The sequence below is a fragment of the Janthinobacterium sp. BCJ23 genome (assembly GCF_059617945.1).
The window spans coordinates 240,134-258,006 of sequence record NZ_JCAQAW010000003.1; the positions used below are offsets into that span (position 1 = coordinate 240,134).

Consider the following 17,873-nt stretch of genomic DNA (forward strand, 5'->3'; position numbering starts at 1 on the left):
ATGGACAGCAGCACACTGATACGTATCTTCGACCATTTAGCCGATGCCGAGCGCGCCCGCAACCGGTTGCTGGCCGAAGGTTTCCCTTCTCACGCCGTGCAGCTGGACGCGGGCGACGACGAGGCTGGCCCCGTGCAGGGCAATTTCACGGTCGGCAATTGCGACACCCTCACCAGCCGGCTGGAACGGGCGATCAATGCCCTGTTCGGCGGCGACAACCATATGTACCGGCGCAACTACGGCAAGACGGCGTTCCGCGGCATGGTCCGCCTGGTGGTGGCCACGCGCCACGCCGAGGAACAGCAGCGCGCGCACGCCATCGTGCAGGCGTGTGGCGGCAGCGATATCGAACAGCGTACGGCCCGCTGCGACCAGGACAGGCACGACGCGATGGCGGCCCTGTCGCGCTAGCCGGCGCGCACAGCAAGGAAAACAAGCATGGACGTCACATGGGTGGTAGTGGCCGACAGCAGCCGGGCCCGGCTGTTTGCGCTGGGACAGCAAAACCAGCTGGGCGAGCTGCAAGATTTTGTCAATCCGGCGGCCCGCGAAAACGAGAACGCCTTGAACAGCGATGCCAGCGGACGCTTCGGCAGCGGCATGCACGCGGGGACCCAGGGGGGCACGCAGGCGCACACGACCGAGCCACGGGTGACGCCAGTCGAGCATGCGAACGCACAGTTTGCCCGGCATATCGCACAAGTGCTGCAACAGGGCTTGCAGCAACAGCGCTACAACAAGCTGTGCCTGGTCGCCGCACCGAAGTTCCTGGGGCAGTTGCGTCTAAGCCTCGATGCCCAGGTGGAAAAACGGCTCAGCCATGCCCTGGCCAGGGATGTCGCCAGCATGAACGTGCCCCAGCTGGAAGCCTACTTGCAGCAAGCGCTGGACAGGAGCGGCGGCGACAGCTGAACGGCAGCGGCCCCATCGCCATCCGCAAGCGGGCACAATCTGTGGCAAGATCTGCGTTCTTTCTTTCAAAACCGGAACTTGTCATGATTTTTGAAATTGCCCACATCCAGATCAAATCGGCCACGCACACTGCCTTCGAAGCGGCCGTGACGAAAGCCGTCCCCCTGTTCCAGCGCGCACGCGGCTGCGAGTCGATGCGCCTGGAGCGCTCGATCGAAAATAGCGATGCCTACCGCCTGGTGGTGGGCTGGACAACCCTGGAAGACCATACCGTGCATTTCCGCGGCAGCGACGACTTCCAGGCATGGCGCGGCCTGGTCGGTGAATTTTTCGCCGCACCGCCGCAGGTCGAGCACATGGATACGGTGTTCACAGGCTTCTAGACCGGCACCTACACTGCGGGGTGGTGAAAGACCTGTCGCAGGTAGGCGAGGAAGGTCTCATCTTTGCACAGGGTCTTGCCCGGCGAATCCGATAGTTTCGCCACGGACTGGCCATTGCAGCGTACCAGTTTCATGACGATGTTGAGCGGCGTCAAGCCGACATCGTTGGTGAGGTTGGTGCCGATGCCAAAGCCCGTCATGATGCGGTCGGCGAAGTGCTGGTACAGGGCAAACGCCTTGTCCAGGTTCAGGCCGTCGGAAAACACGAGGCGCTTGGTATTGGCGTCGATGCGCAGGGCCGCGTAGTGGGCCAGCGCCTTCTCGCCCCACTCGACGGGATCGCCCGAATCGTGGCGCAAACCATCGAACAGCTTGGCGAAATACAGGTCAAAGTCGGCCAGGAAAGCATCCATGCCGACCACGTCCGTCAAGGCAATGCCCAGGTCGCCCCGGTATTCCTGCACCCAGTCTTCCAGTGCCGCCTTTTGAAAGTCGCGCAGGCGCACGCCGAACGACTGGAACGATTGCATGTATTCATGCGCCATGGTGCCGATCGGCACGATGCCGAGCTTTTTCGCCAGGTAGACATTCGACGTGCCCTTGAAATACTCGGGCACTTCGCGCGCCAGGCGCTGCACCACTTCGTCGTGCCAGGCGCCGGAAAAACGCCGGCGCACGCCGAAGTCGGAAAATTCAAACGGGTGCTTGCGCCGCGGCAGCTTGCCGAATTCCTTGACGGCTTCCACTTTCAAGCCCAGGCGGTGGCGCCCTTCGCGCATGGCCGCGTCGAGGTCGAAGCGGCGGAAATACAGTTCGTTGATGATGTACAGCACGAAAATCTCGAAGCCCATCACATGCACTTGCGGCCCGGCCGCGTGCACGAGCAAGGTGTCGCCGTCCGTGCTCACGTCGATGAACTTGCGCTGGAAGCGGAACACCGTCAGAAAGTCGACGAAGTCGCTCTTCATGAAGCGCAAAGTGCGCAGATAGGCCAGCTCGTCGTCGGCAAACGACATCGAGCACAGGTGGTCGAGCTGTTCTTCCAGCTCGCCCTTCAGTTCGGCCAGGGGAAAGGCGGTGGCGTTGCGGCAGACAAATTCGTATTCGGTATGGGTATTCGGATGACCGTGCAGCAAGGCTTGCCACATTGTAAATTTATATAGATCGGTTTCCAGCAAACTGCGCACTATCGGGGTCATGTGTGTTTTCTCCAACTTCCTGAAGCCAGAATAGTACGCCACCGCAAGCATTTCGGCAGGGTTCGCTTGCAGGAAAGCATTAATCGCCTGCGTTTGCCAACAACTCGGGCAAAACGTCGGTGGATGTCGCCAGCCGCACGCCGCGCTCGTGCATGGCGGCAAGGAAGTCGCGCTGCTGCGTTGCAAAGCCCGTGACGGGGCTCATGCAGTCCGTCAGCAGCACCAGCCGCGACAGGGCCGTCTTGCCTTGCTGCGCTTCCAGGTAGTCGGCGATGTGCTCGGTGCTGGCTTTCACGCAGTGGCTGCCCGCTTCGCCGGTGACATAAATCTGCTGTGCCAGCAGCAAGGTGGCGAGGAAATCCAGGTTGAGCTGGGTGGCCGCATCGTGCGCATCGGGCACTTCCGCCATGACGGCCGAGTAATGCTCGGTCCACGGATTGGAACCCTTGCTCAGCTTGGCTACCACTTGCAGGTGATCCACTTCCCACGCGTTGTAGGCGGCGCGCACGGCCGCGTGGATATTCTGGCCCCAGCTGCCGATCTCGCAGTGCACGGGCCACACCATCAGCTGATAGCGCCCCGCTTGCTGCAAGGCATCGAGGTAGGCCAGCGCGCGCGGCAAGGCATCGCTGGCGGCGGGCAGGAACAAGCGGTCGCGCACTTGCTGCGCCGTGATCTGCGTGAACGGCGGCACGGCGCCGCCATCGCCCGTGCGCCAGAAGGCGGGGTGGGCAATGTCGTAGCGGTGGTGGGCGTCGAGCGTCACGCTGATCTGCGTCAGGCCATTGCCCCCTTCACGGATCAGCTGCGCCACGCGCAGCATGTCGGCGTGGGCGCCGGGCACGGCCAGGGCCGGTGCTGTGCCGGCAGGCAGCCATTCGGCGGGCAGGTCGCAAAAATCGTTTTGCGGGTCGATCACAAGCAGGTGTAGCTGGCGTTTCATGGCGGTCCTCGTGCGTGGCGGGAACTTGCATGATAATGGCAACATCGCCATCACGCCAATCCCGGGCCCGCCATGCACCTTCCACATCGCAATAACTTGCGTCCAAACAAATTACTCAACAGCAAATGGACAGCGGTGACACCCGTCAACAAGGAAAAACATTTTCTCGTCATCAAGGTATGCGCCGCAGCCACGCCGGATGAACCCGTCACGCACGTGGAACTGGAAGCCGTGCATTCCGGCAGAGTGCAGATCCTGCCCTGGCGCGCGCTGCAGGATGCGGCGCAATGGCATCAGGGGTGGAAGACGTAACGGCGCTGGCGCCGCTCGACCAGCTTCAATGCCACCTCGGCCGCTTCGCTGACGGCTTCGGCTTCCGTCGCAAACGGATGGTCGGCCAGCACGCGGTGCTTTTTGACGATATTGTTCCTGTGCATGGGATTGCTCGATGGGGTGTACAGGGACACATAGGCGCCCCACAGTTTGCAACCGCGTAAGGGTTCCGCCGTGTAATTTATTTCATACGTATCAACGTACTTTATCGGCACGATGTTTGCTCCAAAAATGACATCCCCGGGTAGCCTGTCTCAACGGCCCTACCCGGCGTAGGGTTGGAATACATGCAATCGCGCTTGCTCAGGATACTGACTCACTTATCTGCTTTTTATTACGCGGCACAGGGAAAAACTTGAACGCCGGCCTCACCTTGAGGCATGGCGGCACGCCCACTGAAAGTATAGACGATGCGAAAAAATTATGAGAAGGCAACTCTGTACTGAACGCCGCTGGCGCCTGCCCTATTTCGCCGCCTCGGCCGCGGCATGCATGGACCAGACGACGCTGAGGATTTTCCATGACCATCGCGCCTGACCATCTGCCACGCTTCGACGCCATAGTTGGACAATTTGTCGCCGACGAGGAATTCGTAGTCGAAGTTGACCCACGCGACATGGCGGTCCTGGGTGATCTTGACGTTGTAGAATTTTTCTTCCGTGCGCAAGGGTTCGCGCTTGATGTAGTTGGCGAAACCGACGTAGCCGGCCGCCGCGACGCCGTCGAAGTGGACGTCCGTCGTGTCGCGCATTTTCTGGATGAAAGCGTCATCGGCCGGCGAGGCGAACAGGATGTTCGTGTGCAGCATCAGCGACGACAGCCGCTTGACATCCTTGGCGATCAGGGCCGCCTGGAAGTCGGCGACGACTTTTTCAATGGCGCGGATATCCTCGGGCGTGGAGGCGCGGCGGCCCACGTGGGACGGCGCGGGAGGCGCGGTCTGTGCCAGCGCAATGCCTGCTGAAAACAAGGAACATCCGAACAATACTGCACTGGCCAACTGGTGGTGCATGAGGGACTTTCATGGCGAACGGCTCGCCGGCCTGGCACGGGGCGTGCCGCCGGCAAGCTTATGCCAAGCATGCCAGCTTGGCAATCCCTCAAAAGGCGTATATCAGGCAGCCAGGGCTTCGATCGACGCGCGGCCCTTGGCGATCGCGCTGGTGACGGCATCGTCGCCCATTGCCACGCCTTCGGCTTGCACGAACTCGATGTCCGTGATGCCGATGAAGCCCAGCGCCGTGCGCAGATAGGTGCTCAGGTAGTCATACGCGGCGCCCGGGCCTTCGCTGTAGACGCCGCCGCTGGCCGTGAAAATAACGGCTTTCTTGCCCGTGGCCAGGCCAACGGGGCCATTGGCCGTGTACTGGAAGGTGCGGCCCGCGCGCGCCACGTGGTCGATCCACGCCTTCAGGGTCGAGGGCACGGAAAAGTTGTACATGGGCGCGGCCAGCACCAGCACGTCGGCGGCCAGCAATTCATCGACCAGGGTATCGGACAATTGCACGGCCGCGGCCGCCTGCGCGCTGCGCTGCTCGGCCGGCGTGAAGAACGCGCCCATGACTTCTTCCGTCAGGTGCGGCACCGGTTGCGCGGCCAGGTCGCGCACGACGATGGTGTCGCCTTGCGCGGCCAGTTTGGCGACGAATTCGCCCGACAGTTGACGCGACAGGGAACCGCTGTTGCGCACGCTGCTATTGATGTGTAGTACGTTTGCCATGATGCACTCCTTCAAGATCGATAGATGGGGGTGCGGCGTTTGCTGCACTTGCACACATCATAGTTCGGGTCTACTATCGATGAAACCGTGTAAAAATAAATGGTTAGCATCGAATTTTTAGATATGGAGTTGTCATGAGAGAACCGGGCCAGCCTTCGCTCGACCAGTTGCGCGTCTTCGTCGCCGTCATCGACGCAGGCGGTTTCGCCCACGCGGCGCGCCAGCTGCACCGCACACAATCGGTAATCAGCTACACCATCGCCAACCTGGAAGAACAGCTGAACGTGGTGCTGCTCGACCGCGGCAAGCGCAAGCCCACGCTGACGGACGCGGGCAAGGCCCTGCTGGCCGACGCGCGGGCCGTGGCGCTGAAGGTCGATGGCATGCGCGCGCGGGCCAAGGCGCTGGCCGGCGGGCTCGAGGCGGAAGTGTCGGTGGTGGTCGACGTGATGTTTCCCACTTGCGTGCTGGTGCGCGTGCTCGAAGCCTTCCAGGCGCAGTTCCCCACCGTCGCCCTGCGCCTGCGCATCGAAGCGATGGGCGCCGTGGCGCAGCTGGTGATGGATGGCAGCTGCCACATCGGCCTCGGTGGCTGGATGACGGCCACGGCCAGCGTCTTCGAGCGTATGGCCGTCGGCCACGTGCGCCTGATTCCCGTGGCCGCGCCCAGCCACGCGCTGGCGCAGCTGGCCGGGCCGATCGCCTCCAACGTGGCGCGCGAACACGTGCAACTGGTGCTCAGCGACCGCAGCGTGCTGACGCAGGGCCAGGATTTCGGCGTGCTGGGATTGCGCAACTGGCGCCTGGGCGACCTCGGTTCCAAGCACGCGCTGCTGCGCGCGGGCCTGGGCTGGGGCAATATGCCCGAAGCGATGGTGCGCGAGGACCTGGCCGAAGGCCGTTTGGTGCACCTGCCGCTGGCCGTCGACAATGGCGAGAATTACCCGATTTACTTGATCCAGCGCGCCGACACGCCGCCGGAGCAGGCGGGCAAGTGGCTGACGGAGCGGTTTGCGGAGCAGTTGCCGTTGCTGCCAGAGGCAGGGTTCTAGTTAAGTGAGAGTGAAGGTATGATAGTAACCCGCGGCGGAAGTCTGGGGTCAGACCCTCAACACCGCTAACGCAAGGCTCAGTGCCAACGTTTCCGGGGGTCTGACCCCGGCCGTTAACGGAGTCAACCCGGAGTCAACTTTCAATTACAAGGATTTACCATGGCCGGCATCGACGACTTCGTCAACAAACAAAAACCTGGCGCGCGCTTCGTCATCACGGCGCAGATGCTGCGCATGACGCCGCAGCAGTTCGACTCGCTGGCGCAGGAATGGATGGAAGACGGCGGCCCCGGCTTCGACGTGGCCGGCATACCGCACCGCGTCGTCGTCGACGGGCAGTTTTATATCGGCAGGATCACCGTGCAGCGGCACGGCGATCCTGCCTGAGGACTACTCGACGCCCAGCACGTGCAGGCGCCGGCGCAGGCGCGCCACTTCTTCCGACAGGTCGACCACCAGCGCGGCCAGTTCGGCGTTCGCGTCGAACACGGATTCGATTTCATGCAGGCGGCGCGCGCGCACCAGGTCCAGGCTCGTGAAGCGCCAGGCCGTCAGCTGGCCCGCCGGCGGGCCGTCCTGCAGCAGCACACCCGTCCGCACGTGCTGCACCACCCAGTCCGGCTCCACGGCGCAGGCGCGCGCCAGTTCTTCCAGGCTCAGGGCACGGTCTTCCAGCAATTCGCCAATTACCTTGTTTGTCATGATCTAGCCTCCCAGCTTCTGGCGCGGATTGAAAGCCATCTCGCGCGCCATAGTTGCATACAGTTCGCGCGCCTTGTCGTCGTTCGCCGGCGGCAGCACCACTTCCAGCAGCAGATACAGGTCGCCCGGCTGGGCAGCGGGAATGCCGCGTCCCTTCAGGCGCAGCTTGCGCCCCGTCTGCGAATTGGGCGGCACGGTGACGGTCACCGTGCCCGATGGCGTGGGCACGTCGATGTCGCCGCCCAGCGCCGCTTCCCATGGCGTGACGGGCACCGTCTCGAAGACGTCGCGCCCTTCCACCTTGTAGCGCGCATCGGGACGGAAGCGGATTTCCAGGTATAAATCGCCGGCGGGCGCGCCGCCGCTGCCGGGATTGCCCTGCCCCTTCATGCGCAGCTGCTGCCCTTCCGTGACGCCTTTCGGTATCGTCACTTCCAGGGTGCGCTCGCGCGTCACCACGTGGCCTTGCGCATCCGCTTCGGGCACGCGCATGACGATGTGGCGCTTGGCGCCCTGGTAGCTGTCCTGCAGGTCGATGGTGATGGCGGCGTGGCTGTCCTCGCCCTGCATCTGGAAGGTGCTGTTGGCGCGGCGCCGTCCGCCCACGTGGGCGAACAGGTCGGCAAAGAAATCGCTGTCGTCGGCGCCCGACGATTCGTAGCCGGCACCCCAGTCCGGCGGCGGCCGGAATGGCTGGCCTTGTGCGCCAGGGTTGCGGCCCAGTTCATCGTAGGCCGCGCGCTTTTCCGCGTCGCCCAGCACGCCATAAGCCTCGTTCAGGGCCTTGGTGCGCTTGTCGGCGTCCGGCTCCTTGCTGACATCGGGATGGTATTTGCGCACCAGCTTGCGGTACGCTTTCTTGATATCGGCCTCGGACGCCGTCTTCTCGACGCCAAGTTCCTTGTAGTAGTCCTTGTATTCCACCGTGCCTGCTCCCCATGGTTGAAGTGCCTATGGGAAGAGTACACGAATTGGTCAAAGGACAGCGTGCGCACAATACAGCGCCGCCCGGCGGCGGGATCAGCGCACGCGGCGCACCGAAGAAATGCGGCGGTCGAGGCCACCGTGCAGGCGGCCGTAGCTGCCTGGCCCCATGACCACGCAGCGGCCGCGGAAGTTGGCGTCGACGCAGAACTCCCAGCGGCCGTAATTGACGACGAGCGATTCGGCGCGGTCATTGAAACCATAGCGGCTCAAGTCGTGCACTTCGCGGTCCAGGCGCACGGGGCGGCCGCGCATGCCGGCGTCGGGGAACAGCAGCACGGCGCCATTCGCGTCGGGACGGTGGCCGCCGCCGTGGCCCGGATAACCGGGATAGGGGCGCTCCGGCTCAGGACGCGGGGGGCGCGGCGGATACGGTCGGTGGTCGCCGCCGCCATGGCCCGGGCGGCCCACTTCGCGCACGGAGGATACGGCGTCGTTCATGCCCGGCATGCTGCCGTAGCGGCCAGGTCCGAAAGTACGGCAGTTGCCACGGTAATTGGCGTCCTTGCACACTTCCCACGTGCCCGAGCGCACGATGATGCTCGAGGTCTTGTCGTTAAAGCCCATGCGCGACAGGTCGCCCGTGTCGTAACGCAGGGTCACGGGGCGGCCGCGGAAACCGGCGTCCTCGAACAGGGTGATTTCGCCTGCGGATGCGGCAAGGGGGGCGAGCAAGGTGGCGGCGCACAACAGCGCGGGCCGGAAAGATAAAACCATGACAACTCCAATACTGATGACATTTTCGCCAGTGTAGACCAGGCGGCAGGCGGCGAGTGTAACAAAGGGCAAGCAAATGTCAGCGCACGGCAGCGAATGTAAAAACCGCCTGGCGGGATGAACCCGGCAGGCGGCGTGTCAACGCGGCGCAGGAAGGAATCAGCGTACGCGGCGCAGCGAGGAAATCTGGTTTTCCATGGCGTTCAGGCGGCCGTATTCGCCCGGCCCGATCACTTCGCAGCGGCCATGGAAGTTCGAGTCGCTGCACACTTCCCACTGGCCATCGTTGACGACGATGGACGAGGCGCGGTCGTTGAAGTTGTAGCGCACCAGGTCTTCCGCATTGCGGTCCAGCGCCAGCGGTTCGCCGCGCATGCCCGCTTCGGGGAACAGCAGCACGGCGCCGCGCTGCTGGTACTGCGGCTGCTGGTATTGCGGATATTGCGGCTGATCGTACTGCGGCCGCTGGTACTGGTTATCGTACTGCTGCTGGCGGCGCGCTTCGCGCTCGTCGACCATGCGCGCCGACGAGACGCGCCCATCGAGGCCGCGTCCCAGGTCGTCGTGGCGGCCAGGGCCGAAGATGCGGCATACGCCGTTGTAGTTCGAATCGCTGCACAGCTGCCAGTAGCCGTTATAGACGACGATGCTGCTGGTGCGGTCGTTGAAACCGATATTGACGAAATCGTCCGTGTCGCGGTTCAGGCGCGCCGAGCCGCCATTCTGGCCCGCGCCCGAATACACTTCCAGGGTGCCGCCACGGCCATAGCCGCCGCCATGGCCCCGGTCGGGATCGCGTCCGGGACGCCCCGGGTTGTAGCCATCGCCGCGCCCCGACTCGCGCACCGAACTGATGGCGTCGTTCATGCCCGGCATCGAGCGGTATTCGCCCGGCCCCAGGGTGCGGCAATTGCCGCGGAAACCGGCATCGGTACACACTTCCCAGGTACCCGAACGCACCAGGATGCTCGACGCCTTGTCGTTGAAGCCCATGCGCGACAGATCGTCCGTCGTCTCGCGCAGGTTCACTGCGCGGCCACGCAGATCAACGTCTTCGAACAAGGTGATATCGCCCGCATGGGCGGCCGCATGGGCCCCCAGCGAGAGCAGCAAGGTGGCCGCGCATGCCAGCGTGTGTTTGAAAGGGCCCGTCATGATTAACTCCATTCTTCATTCTTTGGTGATGATTTGCCTGGCAAAACGCCAGGATGCCATTGTAACAAGTGCCAGCCCGCAGGGAAGGTCCGATCGCGCGTTCAGTACAGGCGGCGCAGCGAGGAAATGCGCTTGTCGAGCGCCGTGTCCAGCACTTCATACCTGCCCGGCCCCATGCGCTCGCAGGTGCCGTTGAACTGCGAGTTGGTGCAGACTTCCCAGGTGCCTTCGTTGATGGCGATGGATTCGGCCTGGTCGTTGAAGTTCAGGAGCACCAGGTCGCTGACGTCGCGGTTCACCTGCAGCCCCCGCCCCTTGAGGAACGCGCGGCCATACAGCACCACCAGGCCCTCGTCATTTTGCGGACGGTTCTCCTCGCGCGGATCGACCAGGCGCGCCGATGACACGCGCCCATTCAGGCTGCCCAGGTCATCGTGGCTGCCAGGCCCGAATACGCGGCAGCTGCCATGGTAGTTGGAATCGCTGCACAGCTGCCAGTAGCCGTACTCGACGCGCGCGCTGCTGGCGCGGTCGTTGAAGCCGATGTCGACCAGGTCGTCGCGGTCCGCATTCACGCCGACCGACGCGCCGCGCTGGCCGCCGCCGGCGTACAGCTCCAGCGCCGCGCGGCGTCCGCTACCGCTGCCGCTACCCTGCCCGCCGCCGATTTCGCGCACGGATGAAATTTTATCGTTCATGCCCGGCATCGAGCGGTAGTCGCCCCTTTCCAGTGTCTTGCAATCGCCCTTGAAATCGCCATGCGTGCACACTTCCCAGCTGCCCGAATCGACCTGGATGCTCGAGACGGTGTCATTGAAATTGACGCGCGACAAGTCGTCCGTCGTATCGCGCAAGACCACGACCCTTCCCTTGAAATTGTCATCGGTGTACAGACGGATCTCGCCGGCCTGCGCCGCGAAATGGACAAACAGCGAACTGGCGCACAGCAGAGCAAAGGCGAACGGGCGATTCATGGGAAGGTCTCCGGTGGCGGCAAAGGCAAGTGATCGACATGACAACTGATGTCAGTGTAGCCATCCGTAGAAAAAACGGTGTAACAAAGTATGGGAAAAGCACAATAAATTGTTACCAAAAGCAATAGCCGGCCCTGCACGAACCGGTTATTGCAATTTGAGATGCTAACTGACCCGCATCAGCGCACTTCGCGCACCGACGAGATGCGGTTGCTCATGCGCTCCAGGCTCGCGTACTCGCCCGGTTCCAAGGTGCGGCAGCGGCCACGGAAGCCCACGTCCTCGCACATTTCCCAATAGCCGGAGCGCACGCGCACGCTTTGCACCGTGTCGTTGAAGTCGCGCTCGCGCAAGTCGGCTGAAGCGTTGCGCACGCTCAAGCTGCGGCCGGCGAAATCATCGCGCGTATAGAAGGTCAGTTCGCCGCCCAGCGAGCGCCCTGGCAAATGGCCGCGCTCGCGTTCCCAGCGGCCGTCCCGGTCGCGCCCACGGTCACGGTCACGCCCCGGATGCCCATCCCAGCCGCCGCGCACTTCGCGCAGCGACGTGATCTTGTTGGCGCGGTCGTCGAGCGACGGATACTCGCCCGCCTCAAGCAGGAAGCAATCGCCGCGGAAATCGGCTTCCTCGCACGCTTCCCAGCGGCCCGAGCGCACGCGGATGCTTTGCGTCGTGTCGTTGAAACGGACGTCTTCCAGGTCGGCGACGGCATCGCGCACGGTCTGCGAGCGGCCGTGATAATCGTCGCGCGAGTACAGGGTCAGTTCGCCGGCGCCGGCCAGTTCGGCCGTCATGGCGGCGCCCAGCAACAGGGCGCAGTTCAGGGTGTGTCTCAGCATGGTCTTGCTCCATAGTCAGGGTACTGCGGTTGACTATTTGGTCATTTTGCCAAATAGAGCGCGCAGTCTATCCGCGACTGGCCCACTTAGCTGTAACAAATGATTACCGTGCCCGAGCGCCCGGGGTGCCACGGCGGACAAGCACGGCGAATGCCGGTAGAATCTTGTGTTTAGTCAAGCTTTCCGCCCATGCCACACACTACCTCGTTCACCCTGCCCGCCATCCGCACTGAAGTCTCGTCGCTGTGGAAGCTGGCCTGGCCCATCCTGATCGGCCAGCTGGCCACCGTCGGCATGGGCGCGGCCGACGTGGCGATGACGGGCCATACGAATCCCGAGGAACTGGCGGCCGTGTCGCTGGGCGCAGCCATCTGGTCCATCGTGCTCGTCACGGTGAGCGGCATCATGATGGCGATCAATACCCTGGTGGCGCATGAAATCGGCGCCGCGCGCCACGACCGGGTGCCGCACATCGTGCGCCAGTCGCTGTGGAAGGCGCTGCTCGTGGGCCTGGTCGCCTGTCTGCTGACGAACATGGCGGCGCTCGTGTTCGACCATCTGATGCTCGAACCGGCAGTGGCAGCCAAGGCCAAGCTGTTCGTGCACATCATCAGCTGCGCGCTGCCGCCGTTCGCCGCCTACCGCGCGCTGTACGGCTACAGCACCAGCATCAACCAGACCAAGCCCGTGATGGTGATCGCGCTGGCCGCGCTGGCGCTGAACATTTTCGTCAACTACCTGCTGATCTACGGCCACTGGGGCATGCCGAAACTCGGTGGCGTGGGCTGCGCCGTGGCCACCACCTGCTGCGTGTGGATGATGCTGCTGGCCATGCTGGCCTGGATCAGGATCGCGCCCGCCTACCGCGCCACGTATCCATTCACACACTGGGAATGGCCCGAGCTGTCGTCCATCGGCCCCATGCTGCGCCTGGGCCTGCCCATCGGCGTCACCTACTTTGCCGAAGTGAGCGCCTTTGGCGTCATCAGCCTGCTGGTCGCGCGCTTCGGCGTGATCCAGGTGTCGGCGCACCAGATTGCGCTGAATTTCTCGTCCGTCGTCTTCATGGTGCCGCTCACGTTCGGCATCGCGCTGGTCACGCGCGTGGGCCATGCCGTGGGCGAAGCCAATTTGCGCAAGGCCCGTTTCATTTCGTGGGTGGGCGTGGCCATGTCGCTGACGGCGGCCATCGTCTCGGCCGCCGTCATCACCCTCTTCCGCCACCAGATCGCGCAAGCCTACACGTCCGACCCGCAAGTGCAGGCGCTGTGCGCGCAGCTGCTGCTGTTCGCCGCCCTGTTCCAGCTATCCGACGCGACGCAGGTGGCCACGTCCTGCGCTATCCGCGGCTACAAGGTGACGCGCCAGCCGATGCTGATCCAGCTGCTGGCCTTCTGGGGCTTCTCGCTGCCGATCGGCTATGTGCTGGGCCTCGCGCCGCAAGGCTTCATCTGGTCGCCGGCCGAGCCGATGGCCGCCGCCGGTTTCTGGATCGGCCTCGTCACGGGCTTGACGGTAGCCGCCGTGCTGTTGACCTGGTATCTGAACCGGCTGTCGCTGCAGCGCCTGCGCGCAGCGCCATAACTTTCAAGGAATTCGCCATGCCGCAGCCGCGCCCCTTCAGGCAAGTCGATGTGTTCAGCAGCCTGCCTTTCATGGGCAATCCGCTGGCCGTCGTGCTCGACGCCGACGGCCTCGATACCGCGCAGATGCAGGCGATCGCGCGCTGGACGGGCCTGTCGGAAACCACCTTCGTGCTGGCGCCGCACGATCCGGCAGCCGACTACCGCGTGCGGATTTTTTCGCCCGAGACTGAATTCCCGTTCGCCGGCCACCCGACCCTGGGCACGGCGCACGCCCTGCTCGACTCCGGCATGCAGCCGAAAGGCGCGCGCATCGTGCAGGAATGCGGCGTCGGCCTCGTACAGATCGAGCGGCAGGCGGGCGCCGGGCTGGCGTTCCAGGCGCCGCCGTGCACGGCGCTCGCGCTCAAACCCACTCTGCTGCCGCTGCTGCAAACCGCGCTGGGCGGCACGCCAGCCGCTGCCGGCACCGTCGTCGACATGGGCATCCGCTGGCTGTGCGTACCGCTGGCAAGCGCCGCCGCCTGCCTGGCCGTGCGTGTCGATATCGCATCGCTGACGGCCTTGCTGGCCGCAGCCGGAGCGGACGGCCTGGCGCTGTACGGCCCGCACGCTGCGGGCGGGCCGGCCGATTACGAAGTGCGCGCGCTGCTCAGCGAACATGGCGCGCTGGTGGAAGACCCCGTCACGGGCAGTGCCAACGCCTGCATCGCGCAGCTGCTGGCCGGTGGCGACTACACTGTCCGCCAGGGCACCTGCCTGCAGCGCGCCGGCCGCGTGTCCGTCAGCTTCCGCGATGGTCACGCCTGGATAGGCGGCGCCTGCCTGAGCGTCGTCACGGGGTCGATATTGGCCTGAACCGGGCAAAGCGCCATCGAATGGGTGGTGCCTGGATATTTTTCACGAAGGAAATACGGCCAGCACGCCCATATTCCGTGGCCGGGCCTATCGCATAAAGAGGCACGCTCTGGTATCGTCTTACGCTTAGGCAACGCTCAAGTTCGCCTATGCATGCAGTGCCCTTCATTCTTCCAACTACCGAGACATCCATGCGTTTTATTCTTTGTTTTCTGGCCGCGATGGCCAGCGTTCCCGCATCGGCTGAAAAGCTGACCCTGGAACGCATCCACGCCGATCCGGCGCTGGCCGGCCCCGGCGTGCGCAACCTGAAGGTGTCGCCCGATGGCGAGCGAGTCACATTCCTGCGCGGCCGCGCCGACAACCAGTTCCAGCTCGACCTGTGGGAATTCAAGCTGAAGGACAAGAGCACGCACCGCCTCGTCGACTCGAAGGCGCTGGTGCCGAATGAAACGATTTCGCCCGAAGAGCAGGCGCGCCGCGAACGCGAGCGCACGGCCAGCCTGAACGGCATTCTCAGCTACAGCTGGTCGCCCGACGGCAAGCAACTGCTGGTGCCGCTGGCCGGCAATCTGTACCTGGTCGACGCGGCCCATCCGGACAAGGCGCGCCTGGTCGCCAAGGGCAATGTGCTCGACCCGAAAATCTCGCCGAAAGGCCGCTACGTCTCGTTCGTGCGCGACCAGAACATCTATGTGATCGACCTGAAGTCGGGCCAGGAACGCCAGCTGACGACCAATGGCAAGGGCACGATACGCAACGGCGAAGCCGAATTCGTGGCGCAGGAAGAAATGGGCCAGCGCACCGGCTACTACTGGGCCCCGGACGATTCCGCCATCGCCTACAAACGCTACGACGAAGCACCGGTTCCTGTCGTGCGCCGCTTTGAAATCTTCGCCGACCGCACGGACGTCGTCGAGCAGCGCTACCCTGCCGCCGGCGACCCGAACGTGCTGGTGCAGCTGCTGATCGTCTCGCCGGAAACGGGCGTGCAGCGCCAGGTGGAGCTGGGCACGAACCCGGACATCTACCTGGTGCGCGCCGACTGGAGCGCGGACAGCAAGTCGCTCGTGTACCAGCGCCAGTCGCGCGACCAGAAGATCCTCGACCTGGTCGCCGTCGACGCAGCCACGCTGGCGCAGCGCACCCTGCTGACGGAAACGTCGACAACCTGGGTCAGCATCCATGACGACCTGCGCTTCCTGTCGAACGGCACCTTCCTGTGGTCGTCCGAGCGCACGGGCCGCAATCACCTGTATTTGTACGACATGAGCGGCAAGCTGCTGCACCCGGTCACGTCCGGCGCATGGGGCATCGACAGCGTGCTGGCCGTGAATCAGAAGACCGGTAAAGTATTCGTCGCGTCGAACCGCGACGCCGTGATCGACAAGCAGACCTACGCGCTGGCGCTCGACGGCAGCACGGCCGACAAGCCGCAGCGCGTGACGAAAGCCGATGGCTGGCACGACACGACGTTCTCGCGCAATGGCGAAGTCTTCGTCGATACGTATTCGGACCCCGCCACGCCGCCGCAGGTGAGCATCCGCCGCCCGGACGGCGCCATGGTGGGCTGGCTTGAAGAAAACGCGCTGAACGCGAGCCACCCGTACGCCAAATACAAGGCGGACCACCTGCCGACGGAATATGGCACCTTGAAGGCCAACGATGGCCAGACGCTGTATTACTCCATCGTCAAGCCGTCGAACTTCGACGCAAGCAAGCGCTACCCCGTCTACCTGTCGACGTATGGCGGCCCGCACTCGCAGCATGTGGCTCGCCGCTGGGGCAACAATTTCGACCAGTACATGGCGCAGCAGGGCTTTGTCGTCTTCCGCCTCGATAACCGCGGTTCATCGCGCCGCGAGCGCGCGTTCACGGACGCCATCTACCACAACCTGGGTGCGGCCGAAGTGGCCGACCAAATGGTGGGCATCGACTGGCTGGGCAAGCAAAGCTTCGTCGATGCCAAACGCATCGGCGTGTTCGGCTGGAGCTATGGCGGCTTCATGACCCTGCGCCTTCTGTCGGCAGCGTCCGACAAGATCGCCATGGGCGTCTCTGTAGCGCCCGTGACCGACTGGTCGCTGTACGACACCCACTACACGGAGCAATTCCTCGGCATGCCGAAGGAAAACGTCGATGGCTACAAGGCCAGCACCGTGTTCGCCCACCTCGACGGCCTGAAGTCGCCGCTGCTGCTGGTGCACGGCATGGCCGACGACAACGTCTTGTTCAGCAACAGCACGCGTTTGATCGACGCGCTCGTGAACCGCGGCGTGCAGTTCGACCTGATGACGTACCCGGGCGCCAAGCACGGCATCTCGTCGCGCGCGGGCCAGCGCCACGTGTACAAGAAAATCGAGATGTTCTTCAAGCAGAACCTGGGCGTAGCGAAGTAAAGCGCACCCGCAAATGAAAACCGCCGCCTGTCTCGCGACAGGCGGCGGTTTTTTTATGCGTGCGTCAGATTACGGCTTGCGCGTAACGGTCTCGACCGCATCCTTGACGTCGCCAACCTTCTTCTGCACTTTGCCTTCGACCTGGTTTGCCAGGCCCTTGGCTTGCTGTTCTTCGCTGCCGACGACTTTGCCAGCGGCTTCCTGGATTTTACCGCCGACTTCCTTCAGTTTACCTTCGACTTGATCTTTGTTCATGATGGATCCTCACTGTAGTTGGTACATCTGTTGTCCTGCCCCGAAGGGCCGGTACTGCGGCTCACACGCCGTTGCAAACTGCTTGCTGCGTGTCGATGTGTCCATACTACGCTTGAGGTTGCAAAAACTATGTACGGTCCCTAACACATGCCAAAAATCAGCTAATTACGCGGAATCAGCCCGCTTTGCGCCATACCGTCGCCAGCCAAGGCTGCTGCTCGCGCGGCAAGCCGGGCGGGCGGTAGTACTGCTCGACCAGGCTGAAACCGGCCGCCTGCACGTATGCGGCCCACGTCGCTTCGTCGTGGTAGCTGCCGTAGCGCGCGCCGTTCCAGCCTTCCTGGTTCTGCCCGCGCGGATTCGAGCTGAACAGCACGCCACCCGGTTTCAGGCACACGTACAAGGCGCGCAGCACGCCGGGCAGAACGGCGCTGGGCACGTGGAACAGCACGGCATTCGCGAACACGCCGTCGAAGTGCGCGGCAGGCAAGTCGAGGTCGACGAAATCCTGCTGCCATACGGTGCAGCCGCTGTAGGCGCGCGCCATCTCGACGAAGCGGGCGCTGCCATCGACACCGGTGGCGTGGTGGCCCATGGCCGTGAACGCTTTCAGATCGCGGCCCGGGCCGCAGCCGAGGTCGAGAATCTCCACAGGCGCCGGCTTGCCGATGGCGTTTAGCAGCGCACTGATATTCTGGCTGACGTCGTGGTCGCGCGTGCCTTCGAAAAACTGCTCGGCGCTGGCGTCGTAATGGGCCAGGGTACGTTCGGTGATGGCGTGGATGGGGTCTTGCTGATCTTGCGGTGGGGTCGGCTTCATGGCGGTCCTGTCGATATGTTCCGCCATTTTACGGTGCCGGCGCGC

22 protein-coding genes are annotated in these 17,873 nt (G+C 63.8%); 9 read left to right on the forward strand and 13 right to left on the reverse strand.

All coding sequences use genetic code 11. The features are described 5' to 3' along the window. The 3 genes from AC54AG_RS12690 to AC54AG_RS12700 all read left to right on the forward strand — a co-directional run bounded on the left by AC54AG_RS12690 (position 1) and on the right by AC54AG_RS12700 (position 1,295). Entirely contained in the window at positions 1 to 411 is a 411-nt protein-coding gene (locus AC54AG_RS12690; RefSeq protein ID WP_128140310.1) for a hypothetical protein, read from the forward strand. Positions 412 to 438: 27 nt separating this feature from the next. Continuing rightward, entirely contained in the window at positions 439 to 912 is a 474-nt protein-coding gene (locus tag AC54AG_RS12695; RefSeq protein WP_496630539.1) for a host attachment protein, read from the forward strand. Positions 913 to 995: 83 nt separating this feature from the next. Then, entirely contained in the window at positions 996 to 1,295 is a 300-nt protein-coding gene (locus AC54AG_RS12700; protein ID WP_496630540.1) for an antibiotic biosynthesis monooxygenase family protein, read from the forward strand. A gap of 8 nt (positions 1,296 to 1,303) precedes the next feature. Here AC54AG_RS12700 and pncB read toward each other — a convergent pair whose 3' ends face one another. Both pncB and AC54AG_RS12710 read right to left on the reverse strand, forming a co-directional pair. Further along, entirely contained in the window at positions 1,304 to 2,494 is a 1,191-nt protein-coding gene (gene pncB, locus AC54AG_RS12705; protein WP_496630541.1) for a nicotinate phosphoribosyltransferase, read from the reverse strand. 79 nt (positions 2,495 to 2,573) lie between these two features. Next, entirely contained in the window at positions 2,574 to 3,437 is an 864-nt protein-coding gene (locus AC54AG_RS12710; RefSeq protein WP_219329264.1) for a cysteine hydrolase family protein, read from the reverse strand. A gap of 72 nt (positions 3,438 to 3,509) precedes the next feature. Here AC54AG_RS12710 and AC54AG_RS12715 point away from each other — a divergent pair, with 72 nt between their 5' ends. Beyond that, the gene (locus AC54AG_RS12715) at positions 3,510 to 3,749 is read left to right on the forward strand and encodes a TIGR02450 family Trp-rich protein (RefSeq protein ID WP_034759713.1); all 240 of its coding nucleotides are present in this window, start codon (positions 3,510 to 3,512) and stop codon (positions 3,747 to 3,749) included. On the opposite strand, the gene AC54AG_RS12720 is transcribed toward AC54AG_RS12715, so the two are convergent. The 3 genes from AC54AG_RS12720 to AC54AG_RS12730 form a co-directional block, all read right to left on the reverse strand. Continuing rightward, complete coding sequence (locus AC54AG_RS12720) at positions 3,731 to 3,904, reverse strand: hypothetical protein (protein ID WP_496630542.1); 174 nt, start codon at positions 3,902 to 3,904, stop codon at positions 3,731 to 3,733. The two genes, AC54AG_RS12715 and AC54AG_RS12720, sit on opposite strands and share 19 nt — an antisense overlap. A 287-nt stretch (positions 3,905 to 4,191) precedes the next feature. After that, the gene (locus tag AC54AG_RS12725) at positions 4,192 to 4,740 is read right to left on the reverse strand and encodes a hypothetical protein (RefSeq protein WP_496630543.1); all 549 of its coding nucleotides are present in this window, start codon (positions 4,738 to 4,740) and stop codon (positions 4,192 to 4,194) included. Positions 4,741 to 4,884: 144 nt separating this feature from the next. Then, on the reverse strand, positions 4,885 to 5,490 hold the full coding sequence (locus AC54AG_RS12730) for an FMN-dependent NADH-azoreductase (protein WP_034759726.1): 606 nt from the start codon (positions 5,488 to 5,490) through the stop codon (positions 4,885 to 4,887). Between the two features lie 134 nt (positions 5,491 to 5,624). On the opposite strand from AC54AG_RS12730, the gene AC54AG_RS12735 reads away from it, so the two are divergent. Beyond that, positions 5,625 to 6,542: a LysR family transcriptional regulator gene (locus tag AC54AG_RS12735; protein WP_496630545.1), complete on the forward strand. Its 918-nt coding sequence runs from the start codon at positions 5,625 to 5,627 to the stop codon at positions 6,540 to 6,542. Between the two features lie 159 nt (positions 6,543 to 6,701). Then, positions 6,702 to 6,929, forward strand: coding sequence for a hypothetical protein (locus tag AC54AG_RS12740; protein WP_034759733.1), 228 nt, complete (start codon positions 6,702 to 6,704; stop codon positions 6,927 to 6,929). A gap of 3 nt (positions 6,930 to 6,932) precedes the next feature. On the opposite strand, the gene AC54AG_RS12745 is transcribed toward AC54AG_RS12740, so the two are convergent. The 6 genes from AC54AG_RS12745 to AC54AG_RS12770 all read right to left on the reverse strand — a co-directional run bounded on the left by AC54AG_RS12745 (position 6,933) and on the right by AC54AG_RS12770 (position 11,913). Then, a complete protein-coding gene (locus AC54AG_RS12745) occupies positions 6,933 to 7,244 on the reverse strand; it encodes a chaperone modulator CbpM (protein WP_070303663.1) in 312 nt (103 codons plus the stop codon). A 3-nt stretch (positions 7,245 to 7,247) separates the two neighbouring features. Continuing rightward, complete coding sequence (locus tag AC54AG_RS12750; RefSeq protein WP_072454394.1) at positions 7,248 to 8,168, reverse strand: DnaJ C-terminal domain-containing protein; 921 nt, start codon at positions 8,166 to 8,168, stop codon at positions 7,248 to 7,250. Between the two features lie 96 nt (positions 8,169 to 8,264). Beyond that, positions 8,265 to 8,945, reverse strand: a complete 681-nt coding sequence (locus AC54AG_RS12755; protein ID WP_319992453.1) for a beta/gamma crystallin-related protein — start codon at positions 8,943 to 8,945, stop codon at positions 8,265 to 8,267. A gap of 159 nt (positions 8,946 to 9,104) precedes the next feature. Then, positions 9,105 to 10,100, reverse strand: coding sequence for a beta/gamma crystallin family protein (locus AC54AG_RS12760; protein WP_496630546.1), 996 nt, complete (start codon positions 10,098 to 10,100; stop codon positions 9,105 to 9,107). A gap of 101 nt (positions 10,101 to 10,201) precedes the next feature. Then, positions 10,202 to 11,074, reverse strand: coding sequence for a beta/gamma crystallin family protein (locus AC54AG_RS12765; RefSeq protein WP_496630547.1), 873 nt, complete (start codon positions 11,072 to 11,074; stop codon positions 10,202 to 10,204). A 179-nt stretch (positions 11,075 to 11,253) separates the two neighbouring features. After that, positions 11,254 to 11,913 (reverse strand): beta/gamma-crystallin, encoded by a 660-nt coding sequence (locus AC54AG_RS12770; RefSeq protein WP_496630549.1) that lies wholly within the window; start codon positions 11,911 to 11,913, stop codon positions 11,254 to 11,256. A gap of 189 nt (positions 11,914 to 12,102) precedes the next feature. On the opposite strand from AC54AG_RS12770, the gene AC54AG_RS12775 reads away from it, so the two are divergent. The 3 genes from AC54AG_RS12775 to AC54AG_RS12785 all read left to right on the forward strand — a co-directional run bounded on the left by AC54AG_RS12775 (position 12,103) and on the right by AC54AG_RS12785 (position 16,753). Continuing rightward, positions 12,103 to 13,497, forward strand: coding sequence for an MATE family efflux transporter (locus AC54AG_RS12775; RefSeq protein ID WP_496630550.1), 1,395 nt, complete (start codon positions 12,103 to 12,105; stop codon positions 13,495 to 13,497). A gap of 17 nt (positions 13,498 to 13,514) precedes the next feature. Beyond that, positions 13,515 to 14,354, forward strand: coding sequence for a PhzF family phenazine biosynthesis protein (locus AC54AG_RS12780; RefSeq protein ID WP_496630551.1), 840 nt, complete (start codon positions 13,515 to 13,517; stop codon positions 14,352 to 14,354). 191 nt (positions 14,355 to 14,545) lie between these two features. Next, complete coding sequence (locus tag AC54AG_RS12785) at positions 14,546 to 16,753, forward strand: S9 family peptidase (protein WP_496630553.1); 2,208 nt, start codon at positions 14,546 to 14,548, stop codon at positions 16,751 to 16,753. Between the two features lie 69 nt (positions 16,754 to 16,822). On the opposite strand, the gene AC54AG_RS12790 is transcribed toward AC54AG_RS12785, so the two are convergent. Both AC54AG_RS12790 and AC54AG_RS12795 read right to left on the reverse strand, forming a co-directional pair. Beyond that, positions 16,823 to 17,008, reverse strand: a complete 186-nt coding sequence (locus AC54AG_RS12790; RefSeq protein ID WP_034759763.1) for a CsbD family protein — start codon at positions 17,006 to 17,008, stop codon at positions 16,823 to 16,825. A 175-nt stretch (positions 17,009 to 17,183) separates the two neighbouring features. Then, on the reverse strand, positions 17,184 to 17,828 hold the full coding sequence (locus AC54AG_RS12795) for a class I SAM-dependent methyltransferase (RefSeq protein ID WP_496630554.1): 645 nt from the start codon (positions 17,826 to 17,828) through the stop codon (positions 17,184 to 17,186). Positions 17,829 to 17,873 lie beyond the last annotated feature (45 nt).

Bases quoted from the DNA above. Each gene is read 5' to 3' on its own strand.
- AC54AG_RS12690 (WP_128140310.1), top strand. From the start codon at position 1: ATGGACAGCAGCACACTGATACGTATCTTCGACCATTTAGCCGATGCC.
- AC54AG_RS12695 (WP_496630539.1), top strand. From the start codon at position 439: ATGGACGTCACATGGGTGGTAGTGGCCGACAGCAGCCGGGCCCGGCTG.
- AC54AG_RS12700 (WP_496630540.1), top strand. From the start codon at position 996: ATGATTTTTGAAATTGCCCACATCCAGATCAAATCGGCCACGCACACT.
- pncB (WP_496630541.1), bottom strand. From the start codon at position 2,494: ATGACCCCGATAGTGCGCAGTTTGCTGGAAACCGATCTATATAAATTT.
- AC54AG_RS12710 (WP_219329264.1), bottom strand. From the start codon at position 3,437: ATGAAACGCCAGCTACACCTGCTTGTGATCGACCCGCAAAACGATTTT.
- AC54AG_RS12715 (WP_034759713.1), top strand. From the start codon at position 3,510: ATGCACCTTCCACATCGCAATAACTTGCGTCCAAACAAATTACTCAAC.
- AC54AG_RS12730 (WP_034759726.1), bottom strand. From the start codon at position 5,490: ATGGCAAACGTACTACACATCAATAGCAGCGTGCGCAACAGCGGTTCC.
- AC54AG_RS12735 (WP_496630545.1), top strand. From the start codon at position 5,625: ATGAGAGAACCGGGCCAGCCTTCGCTCGACCAGTTGCGCGTCTTCGTC.
- AC54AG_RS12740 (WP_034759733.1), top strand. From the start codon at position 6,702: ATGGCCGGCATCGACGACTTCGTCAACAAACAAAAACCTGGCGCGCGC.
- AC54AG_RS12745 (WP_070303663.1), bottom strand. From the start codon at position 7,244: ATGACAAACAAGGTAATTGGCGAATTGCTGGAAGACCGTGCCCTGAGC.
- AC54AG_RS12755 (WP_319992453.1), bottom strand. From the start codon at position 8,945: ATGGTTTTATCTTTCCGGCCCGCGCTGTTGTGCGCCGCCACCTTGCTC.
- AC54AG_RS12760 (WP_496630546.1), bottom strand. From the start codon at position 10,100: ATGACGGGCCCTTTCAAACACACGCTGGCATGCGCGGCCACCTTGCTG.
- AC54AG_RS12765 (WP_496630547.1), bottom strand. From the start codon at position 11,074: ATGAATCGCCCGTTCGCCTTTGCTCTGCTGTGCGCCAGTTCGCTGTTT.
- AC54AG_RS12770 (WP_496630549.1), bottom strand. From the start codon at position 11,913: ATGCTGAGACACACCCTGAACTGCGCCCTGTTGCTGGGCGCCGCCATG.
- AC54AG_RS12775 (WP_496630550.1), top strand. From the start codon at position 12,103: ATGCCACACACTACCTCGTTCACCCTGCCCGCCATCCGCACTGAAGTC.
- AC54AG_RS12780 (WP_496630551.1), top strand. From the start codon at position 13,515: ATGCCGCAGCCGCGCCCCTTCAGGCAAGTCGATGTGTTCAGCAGCCTG.
- AC54AG_RS12785 (WP_496630553.1), top strand. From the start codon at position 14,546: ATGCGTTTTATTCTTTGTTTTCTGGCCGCGATGGCCAGCGTTCCCGCA.
- AC54AG_RS12790 (WP_034759763.1), bottom strand. From the start codon at position 17,008: ATGAACAAAGATCAAGTCGAAGGTAAACTGAAGGAAGTCGGCGGTAAA.
- AC54AG_RS12795 (WP_496630554.1), bottom strand. From the start codon at position 17,828: ATGAAGCCGACCCCACCGCAAGATCAGCAAGACCCCATCCACGCCATC.